This is a genomic window from Streptomyces sp. NPDC056479, from assembly GCF_042795335.1.
Lineage (GTDB): Bacteria > Actinomycetota > Actinomycetes > Streptomycetales > Streptomycetaceae > Streptomyces.
Genome location: NZ_JBHTRZ010000005.1, coordinates 322,158 through 340,355 on the forward strand (window position 1 = coordinate 322,158; position 18,198 = coordinate 340,355).

18 protein-coding genes and 1 tRNA gene are annotated in these 18,198 nt (G+C 71.9%); 14 read left to right on the forward strand and 5 right to left on the reverse strand.

The window, feature by feature from the left end; genetic code table 11:
• Positions 1-371 precede the first annotated feature (371 nt).
• Positions 372-458 (forward strand) — tRNA-Leu (locus ACFQ6S_RS21755).
• Positions 459-596: 138 nt separating this feature from the next.
• Here ACFQ6S_RS21755 and ACFQ6S_RS21760 read toward each other — a convergent pair.
• Together ACFQ6S_RS21760 and ACFQ6S_RS21765 are read right to left on the reverse strand one after the other, a co-directional pair.
• A complete protein-coding gene (locus ACFQ6S_RS21760) occupies positions 597-959 on the reverse strand; it encodes a DUF1304 domain-containing protein (protein ID WP_383412082.1) in 363 nt (120 codons plus the stop codon).
• 99 nt (positions 960-1,058) lie between these two features.
• Positions 1,059-1,709, reverse strand: coding sequence for an FMN-dependent NADH-azoreductase (locus ACFQ6S_RS21765; protein WP_383412085.1), 651 nt, complete (start codon positions 1,707-1,709; stop codon positions 1,059-1,061).
• 156 nt (positions 1,710-1,865) lie between these two features.
• Here ACFQ6S_RS21765 and ACFQ6S_RS21770 point away from each other — a divergent pair, with 156 nt between their 5' ends.
• From ACFQ6S_RS21770 to ACFQ6S_RS21785, 4 genes are all read left to right on the forward strand, one after another.
• Positions 1,866-2,231, forward strand: a complete 366-nt coding sequence (locus tag ACFQ6S_RS21770; protein WP_383412088.1) for a winged helix-turn-helix transcriptional regulator — start codon at positions 1,866-1,868, stop codon at positions 2,229-2,231.
• A gap of 149 nt (positions 2,232-2,380) precedes the next feature.
• On the forward strand, positions 2,381-3,856 hold the full coding sequence (locus ACFQ6S_RS21775; RefSeq protein WP_383412091.1) for a DUF2252 domain-containing protein: 1,476 nt from the start codon (positions 2,381-2,383) through the stop codon (positions 3,854-3,856).
• A gap of 136 nt (positions 3,857-3,992) precedes the next feature.
• A complete protein-coding gene (locus tag ACFQ6S_RS21780) occupies positions 3,993-4,895 on the forward strand; it encodes a J domain-containing protein (protein WP_383412094.1) in 903 nt (300 codons plus the stop codon).
• Between the two features lie 154 nt (positions 4,896-5,049).
• Positions 5,050-5,379, forward strand: coding sequence for a rhodanese-like domain-containing protein (locus ACFQ6S_RS21785; protein WP_383412973.1), 330 nt, complete (start codon positions 5,050-5,052; stop codon positions 5,377-5,379).
• Between the two features lie 89 nt (positions 5,380-5,468).
• On the opposite strand, the gene ACFQ6S_RS21790 is transcribed toward ACFQ6S_RS21785, so the two are convergent.
• The gene (locus tag ACFQ6S_RS21790) at positions 5,469-6,602 is read right to left on the reverse strand and encodes an acyl-CoA dehydrogenase family protein (protein WP_383412097.1); all 1,134 of its coding nucleotides are present in this window, start codon (positions 6,600-6,602) and stop codon (positions 5,469-5,471) included.
• A gap of 249 nt (positions 6,603-6,851) precedes the next feature.
• Here ACFQ6S_RS21790 and ACFQ6S_RS21795 point away from each other — a divergent pair, with 249 nt between their 5' ends.
• Genes ACFQ6S_RS21795 through ACFQ6S_RS21805 form a run of 3 tightly spaced genes read left to right on the forward strand, consistent with a single transcriptional unit; the run spans position 6,852 to position 9,594 of the window.
• Positions 6,852-7,640, forward strand: a complete 789-nt coding sequence (locus tag ACFQ6S_RS21795; protein WP_383412100.1) for a DUF5819 family protein — start codon at positions 6,852-6,854, stop codon at positions 7,638-7,640.
• Entirely contained in the window at positions 7,637-8,863 is a 1,227-nt protein-coding gene (locus ACFQ6S_RS21800) for an HTTM domain-containing protein (protein ID WP_383412103.1), read from the forward strand. Before ACFQ6S_RS21795 ends, ACFQ6S_RS21800 begins: the two co-directional genes overlap by 4 nt.
• Entirely contained in the window at positions 8,860-9,594 is a 735-nt protein-coding gene (locus tag ACFQ6S_RS21805) for a TrmH family RNA methyltransferase (RefSeq protein WP_383412105.1), read from the forward strand. The genes ACFQ6S_RS21800 and ACFQ6S_RS21805 overlap by 4 nt, the downstream gene beginning before the upstream one ends.
• Here ACFQ6S_RS21805 and paaN read toward each other — a convergent pair.
• Complete coding sequence (gene paaN / locus ACFQ6S_RS21810; RefSeq protein ID WP_383412108.1) at positions 9,591-11,282, reverse strand: phenylacetic acid degradation protein PaaN; 1,692 nt, start codon at positions 11,280-11,282, stop codon at positions 9,591-9,593. The two genes, ACFQ6S_RS21805 and paaN, sit on opposite strands and share 4 nt — an antisense overlap.
• A gap of 160 nt (positions 11,283-11,442) precedes the next feature.
• Here paaN and ACFQ6S_RS21815 point away from each other — a divergent pair, with 160 nt between their 5' ends.
• The 3 genes from ACFQ6S_RS21815 (at position 11,443) to ACFQ6S_RS21825 (ending at position 13,944) form a co-directional block, all read left to right on the forward strand.
• On the forward strand, positions 11,443-12,960 hold the full coding sequence (locus ACFQ6S_RS21815; protein WP_383412111.1) for a 3-hydroxyacyl-CoA dehydrogenase: 1,518 nt from the start codon (positions 11,443-11,445) through the stop codon (positions 12,958-12,960).
• On the forward strand, positions 12,957-13,547 hold the full coding sequence (locus tag ACFQ6S_RS21820; protein ID WP_383412114.1) for a TetR/AcrR family transcriptional regulator: 591 nt from the start codon (positions 12,957-12,959) through the stop codon (positions 13,545-13,547). The genes ACFQ6S_RS21815 and ACFQ6S_RS21820 overlap by 4 nt, the downstream gene beginning before the upstream one ends.
• A gap of 97 nt (positions 13,548-13,644) precedes the next feature.
• The gene (locus ACFQ6S_RS21825) at positions 13,645-13,944 is read left to right on the forward strand and encodes a hypothetical protein (protein ID WP_383412117.1); all 300 of its coding nucleotides are present in this window, start codon (positions 13,645-13,647) and stop codon (positions 13,942-13,944) included.
• Positions 13,945-13,966: 22 nt separating this feature from the next.
• Here ACFQ6S_RS21825 and ACFQ6S_RS21830 read toward each other — a convergent pair whose 3' ends face one another.
• Entirely contained in the window at positions 13,967-14,452 is a 486-nt protein-coding gene (locus ACFQ6S_RS21830; RefSeq protein WP_383412976.1) for an Lrp/AsnC family transcriptional regulator, read from the reverse strand.
• A gap of 190 nt (positions 14,453-14,642) precedes the next feature.
• Between ACFQ6S_RS21830 and pdhA the strand changes: the two genes are divergently transcribed.
• The 3 genes from pdhA to ACFQ6S_RS21845 are packed head-to-tail and all read left to right on the forward strand — an operon-like array spanning position 14,643 to position 18,153.
• Positions 14,643-15,788 carry a pyruvate dehydrogenase (acetyl-transferring) E1 component subunit alpha gene (gene pdhA, locus ACFQ6S_RS21835; RefSeq protein ID WP_383412119.1) on the forward strand — a complete coding sequence of 382 codons (1,146 nt, stop codon included), beginning with the start codon at positions 14,643-14,645 and terminating at the stop codon, positions 15,786-15,788.
• Complete coding sequence (locus tag ACFQ6S_RS21840) at positions 15,785-16,789, forward strand: alpha-ketoacid dehydrogenase subunit beta (RefSeq protein ID WP_383412122.1); 1,005 nt, start codon at positions 15,785-15,787, stop codon at positions 16,787-16,789. Before pdhA ends, ACFQ6S_RS21840 begins: the two co-directional genes overlap by 4 nt.
• Entirely contained in the window at positions 16,789-18,153 is a 1,365-nt protein-coding gene (locus tag ACFQ6S_RS21845; RefSeq protein ID WP_383412125.1) for a dihydrolipoamide acetyltransferase family protein, read from the forward strand. The genes ACFQ6S_RS21840 and ACFQ6S_RS21845 overlap by 1 nt, the downstream gene beginning before the upstream one ends.
• Positions 18,154-18,198 lie beyond the last annotated feature (45 nt).

Consider the following 18,198-nt stretch of genomic DNA (forward strand, 5'->3'; position numbering starts at 1 on the left):
CGACGCCCTCGAAGTTCCCCTCGGAGCTCCCCTTCGAACTCCTCACGGACACAGTCTTGCCATGGATCGTAGAGGGGGCCGCAGACCAGTGTCCCGCACCTGACTGTGGACCCCGACCGGCTACTGGGGAGATGCCCAGGACCGGTACGAGGTTGATACGTGAACAGGTTCTCGTTGATACGGAGCGGAAGGCGCCGCGGATCGGTCACCGCCGGGCGGCGGCCGGCGACTGTGCTGGTGGGCGCCTGAGGGGTGGTTGCACGGCGGCTGCCTGGGGATAAGGGATGTGAATCCACCCTGACCGGCGTGCTAATGTTCTGGATGTCGGAGGGCGCCGCACCGCAAGGGAAGGCCCCGAGGACACACCCAATGCGCGGGTGGCGGAATAGGCAGACGCGCTGGATTCAGGTTCCAGTGCCCGCAAGGGCGTGGGGGTTCAACTCCCCCCTCGCGCACCACTGAAGAGGCGGCATCGTAGACACGATGCCGCCTCTTCTGTTGTGTTCGCCACGTTGTGCCGCACCACGGCGTCCTGGCGCCGTGACCTGTGATGAAGCTCTCAGGTCACGGGCGCGGACTCGGCGGCATCCGCCCACTCAGCCCGCCGCGACGACCGTGGCGAGAGTCACGGCGGCGGGCAGGGCCTGAACGAAGAGGATGCGGCGGTTGGCGGTGGCCGCGCCGTAGACGCCGGCGACGACTATGCAGGACAGGAAGAAGATCTGGACCCGGTGGCCGGTCGGGTCGTCGGCGATCAGACCCCAGACGAGGCCCGCGGCCAGGAATCCGTTGTAGAGGCCTTGGTTGGCGGCCAGCGGAGCGGTGGTGCGGGCCAGCTCGGCGTCGAAACCGGAGAGCCGGCGGCCCGGGCCGCGCTGCCACAGGAACATCTCCAGGACCAGGATGTACGCGTGCAGCAGCGCCATGAGGGCGACGAGGACGACTGAGATCGTGTGCATGCGGTGATTTTGCCGGTGCGGTGATCGAGGCCGACCGGCCGGTCGGCCTTTCGGCAGACTCTGGGTCTCTTTGGCCGGTCGGTCTCGAAGCCCGCCGCCTTACGCCGCGAGCAGCTGAGCCAGGCGCTTCGCCTTCGTGGCGGCCTCGTCGAGGGCGCGCTCGCGGGAGGCCTCGAAGAGGGGGACCAGGTCGGCCATCTCCGGGTTGGCCGGGGCCATCGTGAGCTCCGGCACGATGAAGTCGAGGTCGGCGCCGAGGAAGTCGGCCAGGACGGCAGACAGATAGTTCTGCACGTACTCGTAGCCCTCGCGCGGCGTGCCAGGACCGTACGCGCCGCCGCGGCTGGCGACGACGGTGACCGGGGTGCCCTTGACCGACTGGGCGTCGCCCGCGGTACGGCCGAACAGGACCACGTTGTCCAGCCAGGCCTTCAGCGTCGACGGGATCGTCAGGTTGTACATCGGGGCACCGATCAGCACGGCGTCCGCGCTCTCCAGTTCCTCGATCAGCTTCACGCGCCCGGCGAAGGCGGCGGCCTGCTCCGGGGTGTGCGTCGCCGGATCGGAGAAGCCGGCCGTGTGCGCGTGGGCGGTGATGTGCGGCACCGGGTCGGCGGCGAGGTCGCGGTGGATCACTGTGCCGCCGGGGTGCTGTTCCTCCCAGGTGCGGCGGAAGGCGTCGGTGACGGCGCGGGAGGAGGAGGCGGCGGCCGGGAAGACGGAGGAGTCGATGTGCAGGAGCGTTGCCATGGGGTCTCTCCAGAGAGGGAGGCAGGGGAGCGGGCAGGGGAAAGCGGCGCACAGGCGCGCACCTTCCCGCTGTGACTGAAACTTCGTACTCGACTATGGATAACACAGTCACTTACTTTTTTTCATCCGCATACGACAGAGCAGTACCCTGAAGCCATGGAGACGGGTGAGCGGGATCACGACGCAGCGGACTGCAAGCGGGTCGACGCGGGCATCTCACGCGTCTTCCAGCTGCTCGGAAAGCGCTGGACCGGCCCGATCGTGTCCGTCCTGACCGCGGGACCCGCGTACTTCGTCGCCCTGCGCCGGGCGATTCCCGGCATCAGCGAGCGCATGCTCTCCGACCGCCTCACCGAACTGGCGGCCGCGGGACTTGTCGTCCGCGAGGTGTACGAAGGGCCGCCGTTGCGGGTCGTGTACCGGCTGACGGAGGCGGGCGCCGCGCTCGAACCCGCGCTCTCCGAACTCGGGGGATGGGCGGAGAAGTATCTGCCGGACGGAGAGCGGCCCGAGGGTTGCTGAGGGCGATGCCCGGGAGCGGCGCTTCGTGCGGTTTTCCACAGGCGTCGAGTTGTCCACAGGGTCTGACGCGTTTCCGGCCAGCGGTTGTAACGTCGGCACGAGTTGATGTTCGTGTTGATGTTCTTGCGTGAGCGGGGGAGGCGGTCGCTATGACCGAGGTCGGTGCGGAGGCTGCGGCGGAGACGGCTGCGGAGGCGTCGGGCTCGTCGTCGGGATCCGGGGCGCCCTCGGGATCCACGGCGCGTCGGTTGCCCCGCGTCCGCGGCTTCGCCGAGTGGCCCGGTGGTGGATCGCCGAAGGAGGAGGGGAAGACGCTGCGCAGGCGCGTGCCGCGCGCCGAGCACGCGGTTCTCGATCTGGACGCCGCCCGCCCCGACGCCGTGGCCGCCGTCGAGGAGTCCAACCTCGGCCGGCTCCCCGAGCTCACGCCGATAAGGGTCGGCCGGATGGCGGCGACGCCCTTCGCCTTCCTGCGCGGCTCGGCGGGGCTCATGGCGTACGACCTCGCCCGCACCCCCATGACCCGGATCCGCGCCCAGATCTGCGGTGACGCGCACGCGGCGAACTTCGGCCTGTACGGCGACCCGCGCGGCGGCCTGGTCATCGATCTGAACGACTTCGACGAGACGCTGTACGGCCCCTGGGAGTGGGACCTCAAGCGGCTCGCCACCTCGCTGGTGCTCGCGGGCCGGGAGGCGGGCGCGGACGAGGACGCGTGCCGCAAGGCGGCCCATGACACGGTCGGTGCGTACCGGCGCACCATGCGCCTGCTGGCCAAGCTTCCGGTGCTGGACGCGTGGAACGCGATCGCGGACGAGGAGCTGGTCTCCCACACCGACGCCCATGACCTGCTCGGCACGCTGGAGCGGGTCGCGGAGAAGGCCCGGGCCAACACCAGCGGTCGCTTCGCGGCGAAGTCGACGGCGCCGACCGAGGACGGCGGCCGCACCTTCGTCGACGCGCCGCCGGTGCTGCGCCGGGTTGCGGACGAGGAGGCGGCGGCCGTGGCGGCGTCGCTGGAGAGCTACGTCGCGACCCTCTCCGAGGACCGGCACCCCCTTCTGTCCCGGCACGCGGTGCACGACGTGGCGTTCCGCGTGGTCGGCACGGGCAGCGTGGGCACCCGCTCGTACGTGGTCCTGCTGCTGGACCACCGGGGCGAGCCGCTGGTACTCCAGGTGAAGGAGGTCCGTCCCTCGGCCCTGCTCCCGCATCTGGTGACGGCCGGCTTCGAGGTGCCGGAGCCCGACCACGAGGGGCGGCGCGTGGTCCTCGGCCAGAAGCGCATGCAGGTCGTCAGCGACATCCTGCTGGGCTGGACGACGGTCGACGGACTGCCCTTCCAGGTACGCCAGTTCCGCAACCGCAAGGGCAGCGTCGACCCGGCCGCCCTGGCCACCGACCAGCTGGACGACTACGCCCGCATGACCGGTGCCCTCCTGGCCCGCGCCCACTCGCACAGCGCGGACCCCCGCCTGATCTCCGGCTACTGCGGCAAGAACGAGGAGCTGGACGAGTCGATCGCCACCTTCGCCGTCAGCTACGCCGACCGAACGGAGGCGGACCACGCCGCACTGCTGGAGGCGGTGCGGACGGGGCGGATCGCGGCGGAGACGGGGGTGTGACGCAGGGCGCCGTCGAGGCAGCGGCCGGTCAGCCGGCCCCTGCCGTCGGGCCCGGCGCTCGCGGTGGCGTCGGCCTGGCGCCTGCCGGGGCGTCGGTGTTCTGAGCGCCGGCCCCGTCGTGGCCTACGCTGGGCGGGTGATGACGCCGGAAGCTGAGCAGTCCCAGGCCGAGCCCGCTGGTGCGGGGGCGCCGGACGGTGCCGAGGTGCCCGTCGGTGGAGCTGAGCAGGGTGGTGAGGCGCAGGTGACGGCCGAGGATGCCGCAGAGCGGCCCGAGGCGCGGCTGGAGCGGGCCGTGCGTGCCGCCGAGCAGGCGTTGATCGAGTACGAGATCGCGGTGGAGACCTTCCGCGTCGAGGTGGACAACTTTTCCCGGCTGCACCACCAGAAGCTCGGCCCCATGTACGCCCGTCTCGACGAGCTGGAGGCCCGGATCGCCGAGGCGGTCGCCGCCCGCACCGGTGACCCCGAGGACATCCGCAAGGCCGACGAGGCGCGCGCCCGGGTGCTTCCGATGCCGGGTGTCGAGGAGCTGTTCCACGGCTGGATGGACGGCGGCGGACTGTTCCCGGAGGCCGCCGCGATGCTCACGGACCAGCCGGTGCGGCCCCCGCAGCGGGTGCGTCCCAGCGACGAGGCCCGCAAGCTCTACCGCGAGCTGGCCCGCAAGGCCCACCCCGACCTCGCCCAGGAGGATGCGGAGCGGGCCAGGCGCGAGGAGTTCATCACCCGCGTCAACGCCGCCTACGCCCGCGGCGACGAGGCGCTGCTGCGGGAGCTGGCCGAGGAATGGGCCGCGGGACCCGCGCCGAAGGAGCAGGGCCCGACCCCGAGCGAGGAGCTCTACGCCCGGCTCGAATGGCTCGCCCAGCGCAAGGAGCTGCTCACCCTGGTCGCCAAGGATCTGGAGGAGAGCGCGATCGGCGCCATGCTGCGCCTCGCCCCCGACGACCCCGACCGCCTGCTCGACGAGATCGCCGACCAGCTCCTGGCCCAGGTCGCGGAGCGAGAGGCGGAGCTCGCCGCACTTCTCGGGTAGGCGGAGGTGCCACGCCCTGGAGGCGCGGGGAACTGCGCGACCGGCCACGACGCGACCCGCACCCTCCGGACGACGGACCCACCCTGCTCCCTGGGGAGTCCTCGACGCCCCGCTCCTGTCAGGTAGCGTCGGAGCCATGCATTTCGGATCAGGCGTGCCCACGGTCGAGGTCACGGACCTCAAGGACGACGACTTCCTCCTGGACGTCCGCGAGGACGACGAGTGGCAGGCGGGCCACGCCGAGGGGGCACTGCACATCCCCATCAGCGAGTTCGTGGCCCGCTACGGCGAGCTGACCGAGGCCGCCCCGCAGGACGGCCGCGTCCATGTGATCTGCCGCTCCGGCGGCCGCTCGGCGCAGGTCGCGATGTACCTCGGCCAGCAGGGCGTCGACGCCGTGAACGTCGACGGCGGCATGCAGGTGTGGGCGGCACTCGGGCGTCCCGTGGTGAACGACGAGGGTCAGCCCGGCTTCGTCCTCTGAGAAGCCCCACCCTCTGAGAAGCACCATTCGCGGAGAAGCCCCCCGAGAAGCCCCGCCGAGCAGTGCCGCTCAGCCGTCGCGGACGACCGTCAGCCCAGCGGATGCGCCGCCAGCAGATCCCCCAGCGCCTCCTCGTGCGCCGCCGCCGGGCCGAGCGCCAGCTCCAGGTGCTTGGCCCAGGCGTGGTACCGGTGCAGCGGATAGTCGACGTCGGCGCCGAAGCCGCCGTGCAGGTGCTGTGCGGTCTGCACGACCCGTCGTACGCCCTCCGAGGCCCAGATCTTGGCCACGGCCACGTCGCCGGAGGCGGGCAGTGACCCCGATGCCCCCGAGGCGATCCGCCACGCGGCCTGCCACAGCGTCGCCTCCATCGCGCGCAGGTCGATGTAGCGGTCGGCGGACTGCACGGCGACCGCCTGGAATGTGGCGATGGGATACCCGAACTGCTCGCGCTTGGTCGCGTACTCGGACGTCATCCCCAGTACCCGCTCCCCCAGACCGAGCGCCAGCGCACAGGTGCCCGTGGCCAGCAGTTCCCGCAGCCACTCCCACGCCCCCTCGGTGTCGATGACGTCCCGCTCCGCCAGCCGCACCGACTCCAGCCGCAGCTCGGCGAGCCGCTCCCCGCTGGTCGAGAACTGTTCGCCGAGCGAGACCCCCTCAGCCCCGGGCGCCACCAGCGCGAGAACGGTCCGGTCGGCGGCCGTACGGGCCGGCACGACGACAAGATCGGCGTCGTACGCCCAGGGCACCGCGGTCTGAACCCCGTCCAGCACCCACCCGGAGTCGTCCTGCCGAGCGGTCGCCGCGAGCTCGGCCGGGTCGTGGCCGGTGCGGCCGTGCGCGGCGACCGTCAGCACGACCTCGCCGCGCCCCGCCCGCGCCAGCAGCCCGGCCTTCAGTTCCGGGTCGCCGTACGCCTGGACGGCGGCCGTCGCCGCGCCGCTCTCCAGCAGCGGCACCCGGGCCAGTACCTTCGCCGACTCGCGCAGCACCAGGCACAGGGCGACGGCGTCGAGGCCCGCGCCGCCGTACTCGTCCGTGAGCAGCAGGCTCAGCAGGTCCGCGGCCGCGAGGCGGCTCCACAGCGGGCGGTCGAATTCGTCGGCGACGGCGCCCGGTGTGAGCGCGGGAGAGGGCACCGCGTCCGGCGCGACCCCGGCGAACACCCCGCGCGCCGCCTCGGCCGCCGCCTGCTGCTCCTCGGTGAAGGTGAAGTCCACGGTCCCTGCCCTTCCACACGCACGGCGATCTGACGGTGCGTCAAGATAGAACAGGTTCTAGAAGAAGGGAATGCCCCGCGTGCGGGCTCCGCTCCGCGAGGTCACACAGAGCGCAGGTACGGCCCCGTGGGACCCCCGTATCGTGTGGGCAACGGCTGGCCGCCAGGGCTGTGCCCGGCGCGTGGGCCTGAGTACCGTTCCCGTGCGAGCGCCGAGGAAAAGCAGACCGGAATCGGGAAACGGGGCACGATGGACGCGCACCACGCAGGCTCGGCCGCCCGGCACGGGCCTGACCAGGAGCCTCAGGACGCTCCGCCTGCTGTCGCGCCCCCCACTGCCCCGCCGCTCCCCGAACCGGAAGCGGAACCCCGCTCGGGTGTGGCCGCCCTCTCCCTGCGGTACCAGATCGGCGCCGCGCTCGCCCTCGCGGTCGTGGCCATCGCCGTCTGTGTCCATGTGGGCATGATCTTTCTGCACGTCGCCCCGCCGAACACGGTCACCAAACAGCACGGCCGGGCGATCGACGACTGGATATATCCGGAGTTCGAGCAGAACTGGAAGCTGTTCGCCCCCAACCCGCTTCAGCAGAACATCTCCGTACAGGTCCGTGCCCAGGTCAGTACGGCCGCCGGTGCCACGCGCACGACCGGCTGGTACGACCTGTCGGCCCAGGACGGCCGGGCCATCGACGGCAATCTGCTGCCCAGCCACACCCAGCAGAACGAGCTGCGGCGCGCCTGGGACTTCTTCGTCGCCACCCACGACGCCCAGAACCGTCCCGTGGGCCTGCGCGGCGCCCTGTCCGAGACCTATCTGCGGCACATAGTGCAGCTGCGCCTCGACCGGGCGGACGCGGCCGGCGCGGGCGGCGCCGTCGAACGCGTCCAGGTCCGCTCCCGCACCACGAACGTGCCCCCGCCGAAGTGGAGCGACGAGCAGATCTCGGACAAGGCCACCTACCGCGTGCTGCCCTGGTGGGGGATCCCGGACGACGAGACCGCCGAAGCGGCCGGGACCGGCACGGGAGGCGCCCGGTGAGCCGTTTCGCCCTCGCGGTCTCCGCGGCCATCGCCCGCGTCACCGAGTCCGCCCTCGGCCCGTACCAGACGGCCGTCATCCGCATCGGCTTCACCGCCACCTGGCTGCTCTTCCTGCTGCGTGAGTTCCCGCATCGCCAGGAGCTGTACGGCCCCGACGGCCCCTGGGACTTCGACCTCGCCCAGCAGCTGATCGGGACGAACGGCTCCTTCACCGCGCTGATCTGGTCCAGCGGCGGGTTCTGGTTCGAGAGCGTCTACGTCTTCGCCGTCCTGACCAGCGTTCTGCTGCTGCTCGGCTGGCGCACCCGCACGATGTCGGTGCTGTTCATGGTCGGCGTGCTGTCGCTGCAGAACCGCTCCATCTTCATGGGCGACGGCGGCGACAACGTGCTGCACCTGATGTGCGTCTACCTCGTGTTCGCGCGCTGCGGCCAGGTCTGGTCGCTGGACGAGCGCCGGGCCCGGCTCGCGCGCGAGGCACGCGCGCGTGGCGAGCGCGTCGCGCCGGACCGGGTCGGCCCGGCCCTGTGGGGCGTGTTCGGATTCGCACTGGTCGCGGCGACCGCCGCGGGCCGGCTCGACGGCGACCTGACCGTGCCCGTGCTCCTGTGGGGCGTCTGGCTGGCGCAGGCCGTGGGGTGGATCGTGCGCCGCCGCGCGCGGACCGCCGAGCCCCGCATCCTGCTGGACGTCATCGGCAACATCGTGCACAACGGCGCCCTGCTGGTGATCATGGCCGAGGCGTGCCTGATCTACGCGACCGCCGGCTGGTACAAGATCCAGGGCTCGCGCTGGCAGGACGGCACCGCCGTCTACTACCCGCTGCACCTCGACTACTTCTCACCCTGGCCCGCCCTCGCCGACGTGCTGTCATCCAGCGGCACGATGGTGATGCTCATCACCTACGGCACGGTCATCGTGCAGGTCGCCTTCCCGTTCACCCTGTTCAACCGGCGGGTCAAGAACGCCCTCCTCGCCGCGATGATCACCGAGCACGCCGTGATCGCGGTCGTCCTCGGTCTGCCGTTCTTCTCGCTGGCGATGATCGCGGCGGACGCGGTGTTCCTGCCGACGTCGTTCCTGCGCCGCCTCGGCGGCTGGGCGGCACGCGCGCGTGGACGCCTGGCGCGTCTGGTCCGCGGCGGCGACGATCATGAGCCCCTCCCCGGGCCGCGCACCCCGGAGAACCCCGAGCACGCGCACGTAGGCTTCACGGCATGACCGTGACCACCTGGAACCGGCTCGCCGAGAGCTCCGTCCTGCTCGACGGCTTCCACGCCTTGAAGCACGCCGTGCGCTTCGGAGCCGAGGTCCAGGTCGCGGTCGCGGTCGACCGGGAGGCCGCGCTGGCCCTCGCCGACGAGCTGGCACCGGACGTACGGGACACCCTGGCCGCGCTTCTGACGGAGGTCCCGGAGCCGACGTACACGTCCCTGGTGCCGCGCCCGCACCCCACCGCGGTGGCCGCCCTGGCCGTACGGCCTTCCCGCGCCACCAACCTGGGGAAGCTGGCGCACACCCCCCGCCTCGCCCCCGTCGTGGTCCTCGACAACCCCCGCAACCTGGGCAACGCGGGCGCCGTGATCCGCCTGGCCGCCGGCTTCGGCGCGACCGGCGTGGTCACGACCGGCACCCTCGACCCCTGGCATCCGACGGTCGTACGCGGCGGGGCGGGCCTGCACTTCGCGACGGCGGTGGAGCGGCTGGCGGTGGATGAGCTGCCGCCCGGACCGGTCTTCGCGCTGGACCCGGAGGGCGACGACATCCGGGGGATCAAGCTCCCGGACGACGCCGTCCTCGCCTTCGGATCGGAGCGAAGCGGCCTGTCGGCCGAACTACGCGCGCGTGCCGATCATTTGGTGGCTCTGCCCATGCGTCCGCAGGTCTCCAGCTACAACCTCGCCACCAGCGTGGCGATGACGCTGTACCACTGGAGCCTCAGCGGCGCCTAGGCCTCCCGGCGCACCTCGACGACCCGGAACCGGTTGGCGACGAACGCCCCGTCGGTGAGTGCCGAGTTGGCCGCCGGGTTGCCACCGGACCCGTGGAAGTCGGAGAACGCGGCCGTCTGGTTCACGTAGACCCCGCCCGTGAGGTTCAGCGACAACTGGGCCGCCTCCTCCAGGCACACCTCCTGGATCGAGGACTCGACCTCGTCGTCGGTGGTGTACGCCCCGACGGTCATCGCGCCCTTCTCCCGCACGGTCCGCCGCAGCAACTCCACCGCGTCGGCGGCGGAGTCGACCGCCACGGCGAACGAGACGGGCCCGAAGCACTCGCTCATGTACGCGGCCTCGTCGTCCGGCTTGGCACCGTCGAGCTTGACGATCACGGGCGTGTGCACGACCGCGTCCGGGAACTCGGGGTTCGCGATCTCGCGGGAGGCGAGGGCGACTTCACCGAGGCCGGCGGCAGCCTCCAGGCGGGCCTTGACGTCGGGGTTGACGATCGCGCCGAGCAGCGCGTTCGCACGGGCGTCGTCGCCGAGGAGGCCGTCGACCGCGCGGGCGAGGTCGGCCACGACCTCGTCGAAGGTCCGGGGACCCTCCTCGGTGCGGATGCCGTCGCGGGGGATGAGCAGGTTCTGCGGGGTGGTGCACATCTGGCCGCTGTACAGGGACAGCGAGAAGGCCAGGTTGGACAGCATCCCCTTGTAGTCGGCGGTGGAGTCGACGATCACGGTGTTGACGCCGGCCTTCTCCGTGTAGACCTGCGCCTGACGGGCGTTGGCCTCCAGCCAGTCGCCGAACACGGTCGAGCCGGTGTAGTCGATGATCCGGATCTCCGGGCGGGTGGCCAGGGTCTTGGCGATGCCCTCGCCGGGCCGCTCGGCGGCCAGCGCGACCAGGTTCGGGTCGAAGCCCGCCTCGGCGAGCACCTGGCGCGCGACCTGCACGGTGAGTGCGAGCGGCAGTACCGCGCGCGGGTGGGGCTTGACCAGGACCGCGTTGCCGGTGGCGAGCGAGGCGAACAGGCCCGGGTAGCCGTTCCAGGTCGGGAAGGTGTTGCAGCCGACGACCAGGGCGATCCCGCGCGGGACCGCCGTGAACTGCTTGTTCAGCGCCAGCGGGTCGCGCTTGCCCTGCGGCTTGGTCCACTCCGCGGTGTCGGGGGTGCGGACCTGCTCGACGTAGGCGTACGCCACCGCTTCCAGGCCGCGGTCCTGTGCGTGGGGGCCGCCCGCCTGGAAGGCCATCATGAAGGCCTGGCCGGAGGTGTGCATGACCGCGTGCGCGAACTCGTGCGTCCGGTCGCTGATCCGCTTGAGGATCTCCAGACAGACCACCGCGCGCATCTCCGCGCCCGCGTCCCGCCACGCGCGCTGGCCGGACTTCATGGCCGGCAGCAGCGCGTCGAGGTCCGCGTGCGGGTACCCGACGCCCAGCTCGATGCCGTACGGCGACACTTCGCCGCCCACCCAGTCGTCGGTGCCGGGCTGGCCGAGGTCGAGGCGGTTGCCCAGGAGGGCGTCGAAGGCGGCCTTGCCCGCCGCCGCGTCCAGGCTGCCGTTCTCGCCGTAGGCCTTGGGGTGCTCGGGGTGCGGTGACCAGTACGCGCGTGTGCGGATGGCTTCCAGCGCCTGGTCGAGGGTGGGCCGGTGCTTGGCGATCAACTCGTGGGTGGTCAGTACGGCGGCCATGCGAGACCAACTCCTCGTTTCCAGAGCTCTCCGTCGAGCTCATGACCTGGGCAGAAACATGGGCAGGAACAGCCAGTCAGAGTTAGAGTAACCGAACGATCGGTCGGTTCAAGGGGGTCCGCCGCATCTGTGGAAAACCCCGTGCGGGAGGATCGCGCCCATGACAGCTCTCGACCTCAGCAGCCCCGTGGCCGTCGTCGGCACCGGCACCATGGGCCAGGGCATCGCCCAGGTCGCGTTGGTCGCCGGCCATCCCGTACGGCTGTACGACACCGCTCCCGGGCGGGCCCAGGACGCCGTCGACGCGATCGGCGCGCGTCTCGACCGGCTCGTCGAGAAGGACCGGCTCACCGCGGCCGACCGTGACGCGGCCCGCGCCCGGCTGCTGCCCGCCGGGTCCCTCGCCGAGCTCGCGGACTGCGCCCTGGTCGTCGAAGCCGTCCTGGAGCGCCTCGACGTCAAGCAGGAGCTGTTCCGCGAGCTGGAGGGCATCGTCGGCGAGGACTGCCTGCTCGCCACCAACACCTCGTCCCTGTCCGTCACGGCCATCGGCGGCGCTCTGGCCAACCCCGGCCGCTTCGTCGGCCTGCACTTCTTCAATCCCGCGCCGCTGCTGCCGCTGGTCGAGGTCGTCTCCGGGTTCGCCACCGACGTCACGTCGGCCACGCGCGCGTACGAGACGGCACGCGCCTGGGGCAAGACGCCGGTCGCCTGCGCCGACACCCCCGGTTTCATCGTCAACCGCATCGCCCGGCCCTTCTACGCGGAGGCCTTCGCGGTCCACGAGGCGCAGGGGGCCGACCCGGCCACCATCGACGCCGTGCTGCGCGAGTGCGGCGGCTTCAAGATGGGCGCGTTCGAGCTCACCGACCTGATCGGGCAGGACGTCAACGAGTCCGTCACGCAGTCCGTGTGGCAGTCCTTCTTCCAGGACGTGCGCTTCACCCCCTCGCTCGCCCAGCGCCGCCTGGTCGAGTCCGGGCGGCTCGGCCGCAAGAGCGGACACGGCTGGTACGACTACGCCGCTGACGCCGAGCGGGACGAGCCGCACACCGCGGAGCGGGCACCGCAGCCCGCCTACGTCGTCGCCGAGGGCGACCTGGGCCCCGCCTCCGAGCTGCTCCAGCTGATCCGCGAGGCGGGCATTCCGGTGCGCGAGGAGGAAGAGGACCACGGCACCCGCCTGGTGCTGCCCAGCGGCGGCCAGCTGGCGCTCGCCGACGGCCAGACGTCGGTGGAGTTCCGGGACGTCGTCTACTTCGACCTTGCCGTCGACTACCGCCGCGCCACCCGGATCGCCCTGTCCGCCTCCCAGGACACGTCGCCGCAGACCCTCACCGAGGCGATCGGTCTCTTCCAGGCGCTCGGCAAGGCGGTCAGCGTCATCGGTGACGTCCCCGGCATGATCGTCGCCCGCACGGTCGCCCGGGTCGTCGACCTGGCGCACGACGCCGTCGCCAAGGGCGTGGCCACCGAGGAGGACATCGACACCGCGATGCGGCTCGGCGTGAACTACCCCATGGGGCCCTTCGAATGGAGCCGCAGGCTCGGCCGCGGCTGGGCGTACGACGTCCTGGACGAGCTGCACGTACGCGAGCCGTCCGGCCGCTACGCGCCGTCCCTCGCGCTGTACCGCCACGCGTACGCCTCCGACAAGCGGGAGGGCAGCACCTCATGACCACCGCCAAGCGCGACACGTACACCCCGGAGACGCTGCTCTCCGTCGCCGTCCAGGTCTTCAACGAGCGCGGCTACGACGGCACCTCCATGGAGCACCTCTCCAAGGCGGCCGGCATCTCCAAGTCGTCGATCTACCACCACGTCACGGGCAAGGAGGAGCTGCTGCGCCGCGCCGTCAGCCGGGCGCTCGACGGGCTCTTCGGGATCCTCGACGAGGAGCACGCGCGCGCGGGGCACGCCGCCGACCGTCTGGAGTACGTCGTACGGCGCATGGTCGAGGTGCTCATATCCGAGCTGCCGTACGTCACGCTGCTGCTGCGCGTGCGCGGCAACACCGGCACCGAGCGCTGGGCCCTGGAACGGCGCCGCGACTTCGACCACCAGGTCGCAGCCCTCCTCAAGGCGGCCGCCGCCGACGGCGAGGTGCGCGCCGACGTGGAGGTACGGCTGGCGACCCGGCTCGTCTTCGGCATGGTCAACTCGATCGTGGAGTGGTACCGCCCGGACGGCCGCGGCATGAACGAACGCGAAGTGGCCGACACGGTGGTGCGGCTGGTCTTCGGGGGCCTGCGCCAGGAGGGCTGACCCCGCCCGCAGCGCCGCGGCGCTGAGTACGCGCGCGTGGACGGGTGAGTACGCCGCCGGATGTCCCCGGACGGTCCCGGCTGGTGAGCTGTGCCGCATGACCCAGAACGACGTACAGCACTCCGACACCGACCCGACGTGGTGGAAGGCGCCTCTCGTGGCCACGGTGCCCGGGCTGCCACTCCTCGCGTGGGAGTTCGTCATGCTGGGGCCCGAGGGCGCCCTCGGCACACTCGGGGGCGCGGTCTACGGGGCGGTCGGGCTGCTCGCGCTCGCCTGGGCGCTGCCGCACCGCCGGTCCTCGTCGATGCTGCGCGTGACGGCGGCCGTCGCCGGGCTCGTCTGCGCGATCCTTCCGTTGCTGTTCCTGATGTGGATCGCCATGTTGTGGTCCTAGGACTGACGGCCGGGGCGCACGCTCAGCCCTGCGGCTCCAGGTCCTCCTCCTCGAACACCAGCAGCGTGCGGGAGCTGAGCACCTCGGGGATCGCCTGGAGGCGGGTGAGGACCAGTTCGCGCAGGGCGCGGTTGTCGGGCGTGTGCACCAGAAGCAGGACGTCGAAGTCCCCGCCCACCAGGGCGATGTGGGAGGCGCCGGGGAGCTGGCGCAGCTGCTCGCGGACCGTGCGCCAGGAGTTCTGGACGATCTTCAGGGTGATATACGCCGACGTGCCCTGACCTGCGCGTTCATGGTCGACGCGGGCGCCGAAACCGCGGATGACACCGTCCTCGATGAGACGGTTGATGCGTGCGTAGGCGTTGGCGCGTGAGACATGGACCCGCTCGGCGACCGACCGTATCGACGCGCGGCCGTCGGCCTGGAGCATCTGCAGGATGTCCTGATCGATGGCGTCGAGCGGACGCGGCGGCGGCAGGGGGACGCCGCCCTCCGGGCTCTCGGCCATTTGTTCAGGCGCCATGTCCCCCTGCCTTCCCTCTGTGGACGTAGTGCGTTCATTGGAGGCTGTGGAGAACCGTTTGTCCACAGCCTGAGGGTGCCTGTAGCCAAAATGTGCCGACGACCGAACAATCGGTAGGTGAGGCGCATCACAGAAGCTGCGCCTCCCGTAGCCACTCCCACGAGGAGGTGCCGTCATGACGGTCATGGAGCAGCGAGGCGCGTACCGGCCATCGCCGCCGCCCGCCTGGCAGCCCCGGATGGACCCCGCGCCGCTGCTGCCCGACGCCGAGCCCTACCGGGTCCTCGGGACGGAGGCGGCCGCGAAGGCCGACCCGGACCTGCTGCGCAGGCTCTACGCCGGGCTGGTGCGCGGCCGCCGGTACAACACGCAGGCGACCGCGCTCACCAAGCAGGGCCGCCTCGCCGTCTATCCGTCCAGCACCGGCCAGGAGGCCTGCGAGGTCGCCGCCGCGCTGGCCCTGGAGGAGCGCGACTGGCTCTTCCCGAGCTACCGCGACACCCTCGCGGCCGTCGCACGCGGCGTGGACCCCGTCGACGCCCTGACCCTGCTGCGCGGCGACTGGCACACCGGCTACGACCCCCACGAGCACCGTGTCGCCCCCCTGTGCACGCCGCTCGCCACCCAGCTCCCGCACGCCGTCGGCCTCGCGCACGCCGCCCGCCTCAAGGGCGACGACGTGGTCGCGCTCGCCATGGTCGGCGACGGCGGCACCAGCGAGGGCGACTTCCACGAGGCGCTGAACTTCGCGGCCGTATGGCAGGCGCCGGTCGTCTTCCTCGTCCAGAACAACGGCTTCGCGATCTCGGTCCCGCTCGCCAAGCAGACCGCGGCCCCGTCGCTGGCCCACAAGGCCGTCGGCTACGGCATGCCCGGCCGCCTGGTCGACGGCAACGACGCCGCCGCCGTGCACGAGGTCGTCGGCGACGCCGTACGGCACGCACGCGCGGGCGGCGGTCCGACGCTGATCGAGGCGATCACGTACCGGATCGACGCCCACACCAACGCCGACGACGCCACCCGCTACCGCGGTGACTCCGAGGTCGAGACCTGGCGCGGGCACGACCCGATCGCCCTCCTGGAGCACGAGCTGACCGAGCGCGGACTCCTCGACGAGGCCGGCAAGCAGGCCGCGAAGGACGCCGCCGAGGCCATGGCCGCCGACCTGCGCGAGCGCATGAACCAGGACCCGGCGCTCGACCCGAGGGACCTGTTCGCCCACGTCTATGCCGAGCCGACCCCGCAACTGCGCGAACAGCAGGCCCTGTTGCAGGCGGAGCTCGACGCCGAGCACGGCTCTCAAGGGGGAGCGCACCGATGACCACCGTCGCCGTCAAGCCGGCCACCATGGCGCAGGCCCTCACGCGCGCGCTGCGCGACGCCATGGCGCAGGACCCCACCGTGCACGTCATGGGTGAGGACGTCGGCACCCTCGGCGGCGTCTTCCGCGTCACCGACGGGCTCGCCAAGGAGTTCGGCGAGGACCGCTGCACGGACACCCCGCTCGCCGAGGCGGGGATCCTGGGCACCGCGGTCGGCATGGCCATGTACGGCCTGCGCCCCGTCGTGGAGATGCAGTTCGACGCCTTCGCCTACCCGGCGTTCGAGCAGCTGATCTCGCACGTCGCGCGCATGCGCAACCGCACCCGCGGCAGGATGCCGCTCCCGATCACCGTCCGCGTCCCCTACGGCGGCGGTATCGGCGGCGTCGAGCACCACAGCGACTCGTCCGAGGCGTACTACATGGCGACTCCGGGGCTCCATGTCGTCACGCCCGCGACCGTCGCCGACGCCTACGGCCTGCTGCGCGCCGCCATCGCCTCCGACGACCCGGTGATCTTCCTGGAGCCCAAGCGGCTGTACTGGTCGAAGGACGCCTGGAACCCGGAGGATCCGCAGACCGTTGAACCGATAGGCCGCGCGGTGGTGCGGCGCTCCGGCCGGAGTGCCACGCTCATCACGTACGGACCGTCCGTGCCCGTCTGCCTCGAAGCCGCCGAGGCGGCGCGGGAGGAGGGGTGGGACCTGGAAGTCGTCGATCTGCGCTCGCTGGTGCCGTTCGACGACGAGACGGTCGCCGCCTCGGTACGGCGGACCGGACGGGCGGTCGTCGTACACGAGTCGGGCGGGTTCGGCGGACCGGGAGGGGAGATCGCGGCCCGGGTCACGGAGCGCTGCTTCCACCACCTGGAGGCGCCGGTGCTGCGCGTGGCCGGGTTCGACATCCCCTATCCGCCGCCGATGCTGGAGCGTCACCACCTGCCCGGCGTGGACCGGATCCTGGACGCCGTGGGGCGTCTGCAGTGGGAGGCCGAGAGCTGATGGCACAGGTGCTCGAGTTCAAGCTCCCCGACCTCGGGGAGGGGCTCACCGAGGCGGAGATCGTGCGCTGGCTGGTCCAGGTCGGCGACGTCGTCGCGGTCGACCAGCCGGTCGTCGAGGTCGAGACGGCCAAGGCGATGGTCGACATCCCCTGCCCCTACGGCGGCGTCGTCACGGCCCGCTTCGGCGAGGAGGGCACGGAACTGCCCGTCGGCGCACCGCTGCTGACGGTGGCCGTGGGCGCGCCGGCCCCCGACGGCGAGGCCGAGGGCTCCGGGAACGTGCTGGTGGGATACGGCACCTCTCAGGCCCCGGCGCGGCGCCGGAGGGTGCGGCCGGGGGAGTCGGTGCCCGCCGTACCCGTGGAGGTCGCGGGGGTGCCCGTCGCGGGATCCGCCGCCGCCAACGGCAGTGCCGCCGGCCGGGAGGGGGTCGAGGGCCCTGTACCGGTCATCTCCCCGCTGGTCCGCCGGCTCGCCCGGGAGAACGGCCTGGACCTGCGTGAGCTGCACGGCTCCGGACCCGACGGGCTGATCCTGCGCGCGGACGTGGAGTACGCGCTGCGTGCCGCCGCCGTGCAGGGAAGGACGGCGGCGCCGGCCGCCGGGACACAGGCCCCCGCCGCGCCGTCCCCCACGGCTCCGTCCGCCCGCATCTCCTCCTCCGCCGCCCCCGCCGGTATCCGCGTCCCGCTCAAGGGCGTCCGCGGTGCCGTGGCCGACAAGCTCTCCCGCAGCCGGCGGGAGATCCCGGACGCCACCTGCTGGGTCGACGCCGACGCGACGGAGCTCGTGCGGGCACGGACCGCGATGAACGCCGCCGGGGGACCGAAGATCTCCCTGATCGCCCTGCTGGCCCGGATCTGCACCGCCGCCCTGGCCCGGTTCCCCGAGCTCAACTCCACGGTCGACATGGAGGCCAGGGAGGTCGTCCAGCTCGACCATGTACACCTCGGATTCGCCGCGCAGACCGACCGAGGGCTCGTCGTCCCGGTCGTACGGGACGCGCACGCGCGGGACGCGGAGTCGCTGACCGCCGAGTTCGCCCGGCTGACCGAGGCGGCCCGCACGGGCGGCCTCACACCCGCGGAACTCACCGGCGGGACCTTCACGTTGAACAACTACGGGGTGTTCGGGGTCGACGGCTCCACGCCGATCATCAACCACCCCGAGGCCGCGATGCTCGGCGTCGGCCGCATCATCCCCAAGCCGTGGGTGCACGAGGGAGAGCTGGCGGTGCGCCAGGTCGTCGAGCTCGCGCTCACCTTCGACCACCGGGTCTGCGACGGCGGCACGGCGGGCGGCTTCCTGCGCTATGTGGCGGACTGCGTGGAACACCCGGCGGTGCTGCTGCGCACCGTGTGACGGATGTACGACCGGTCCCCTCCCCTGCGTTCCCTGTGATCGTGA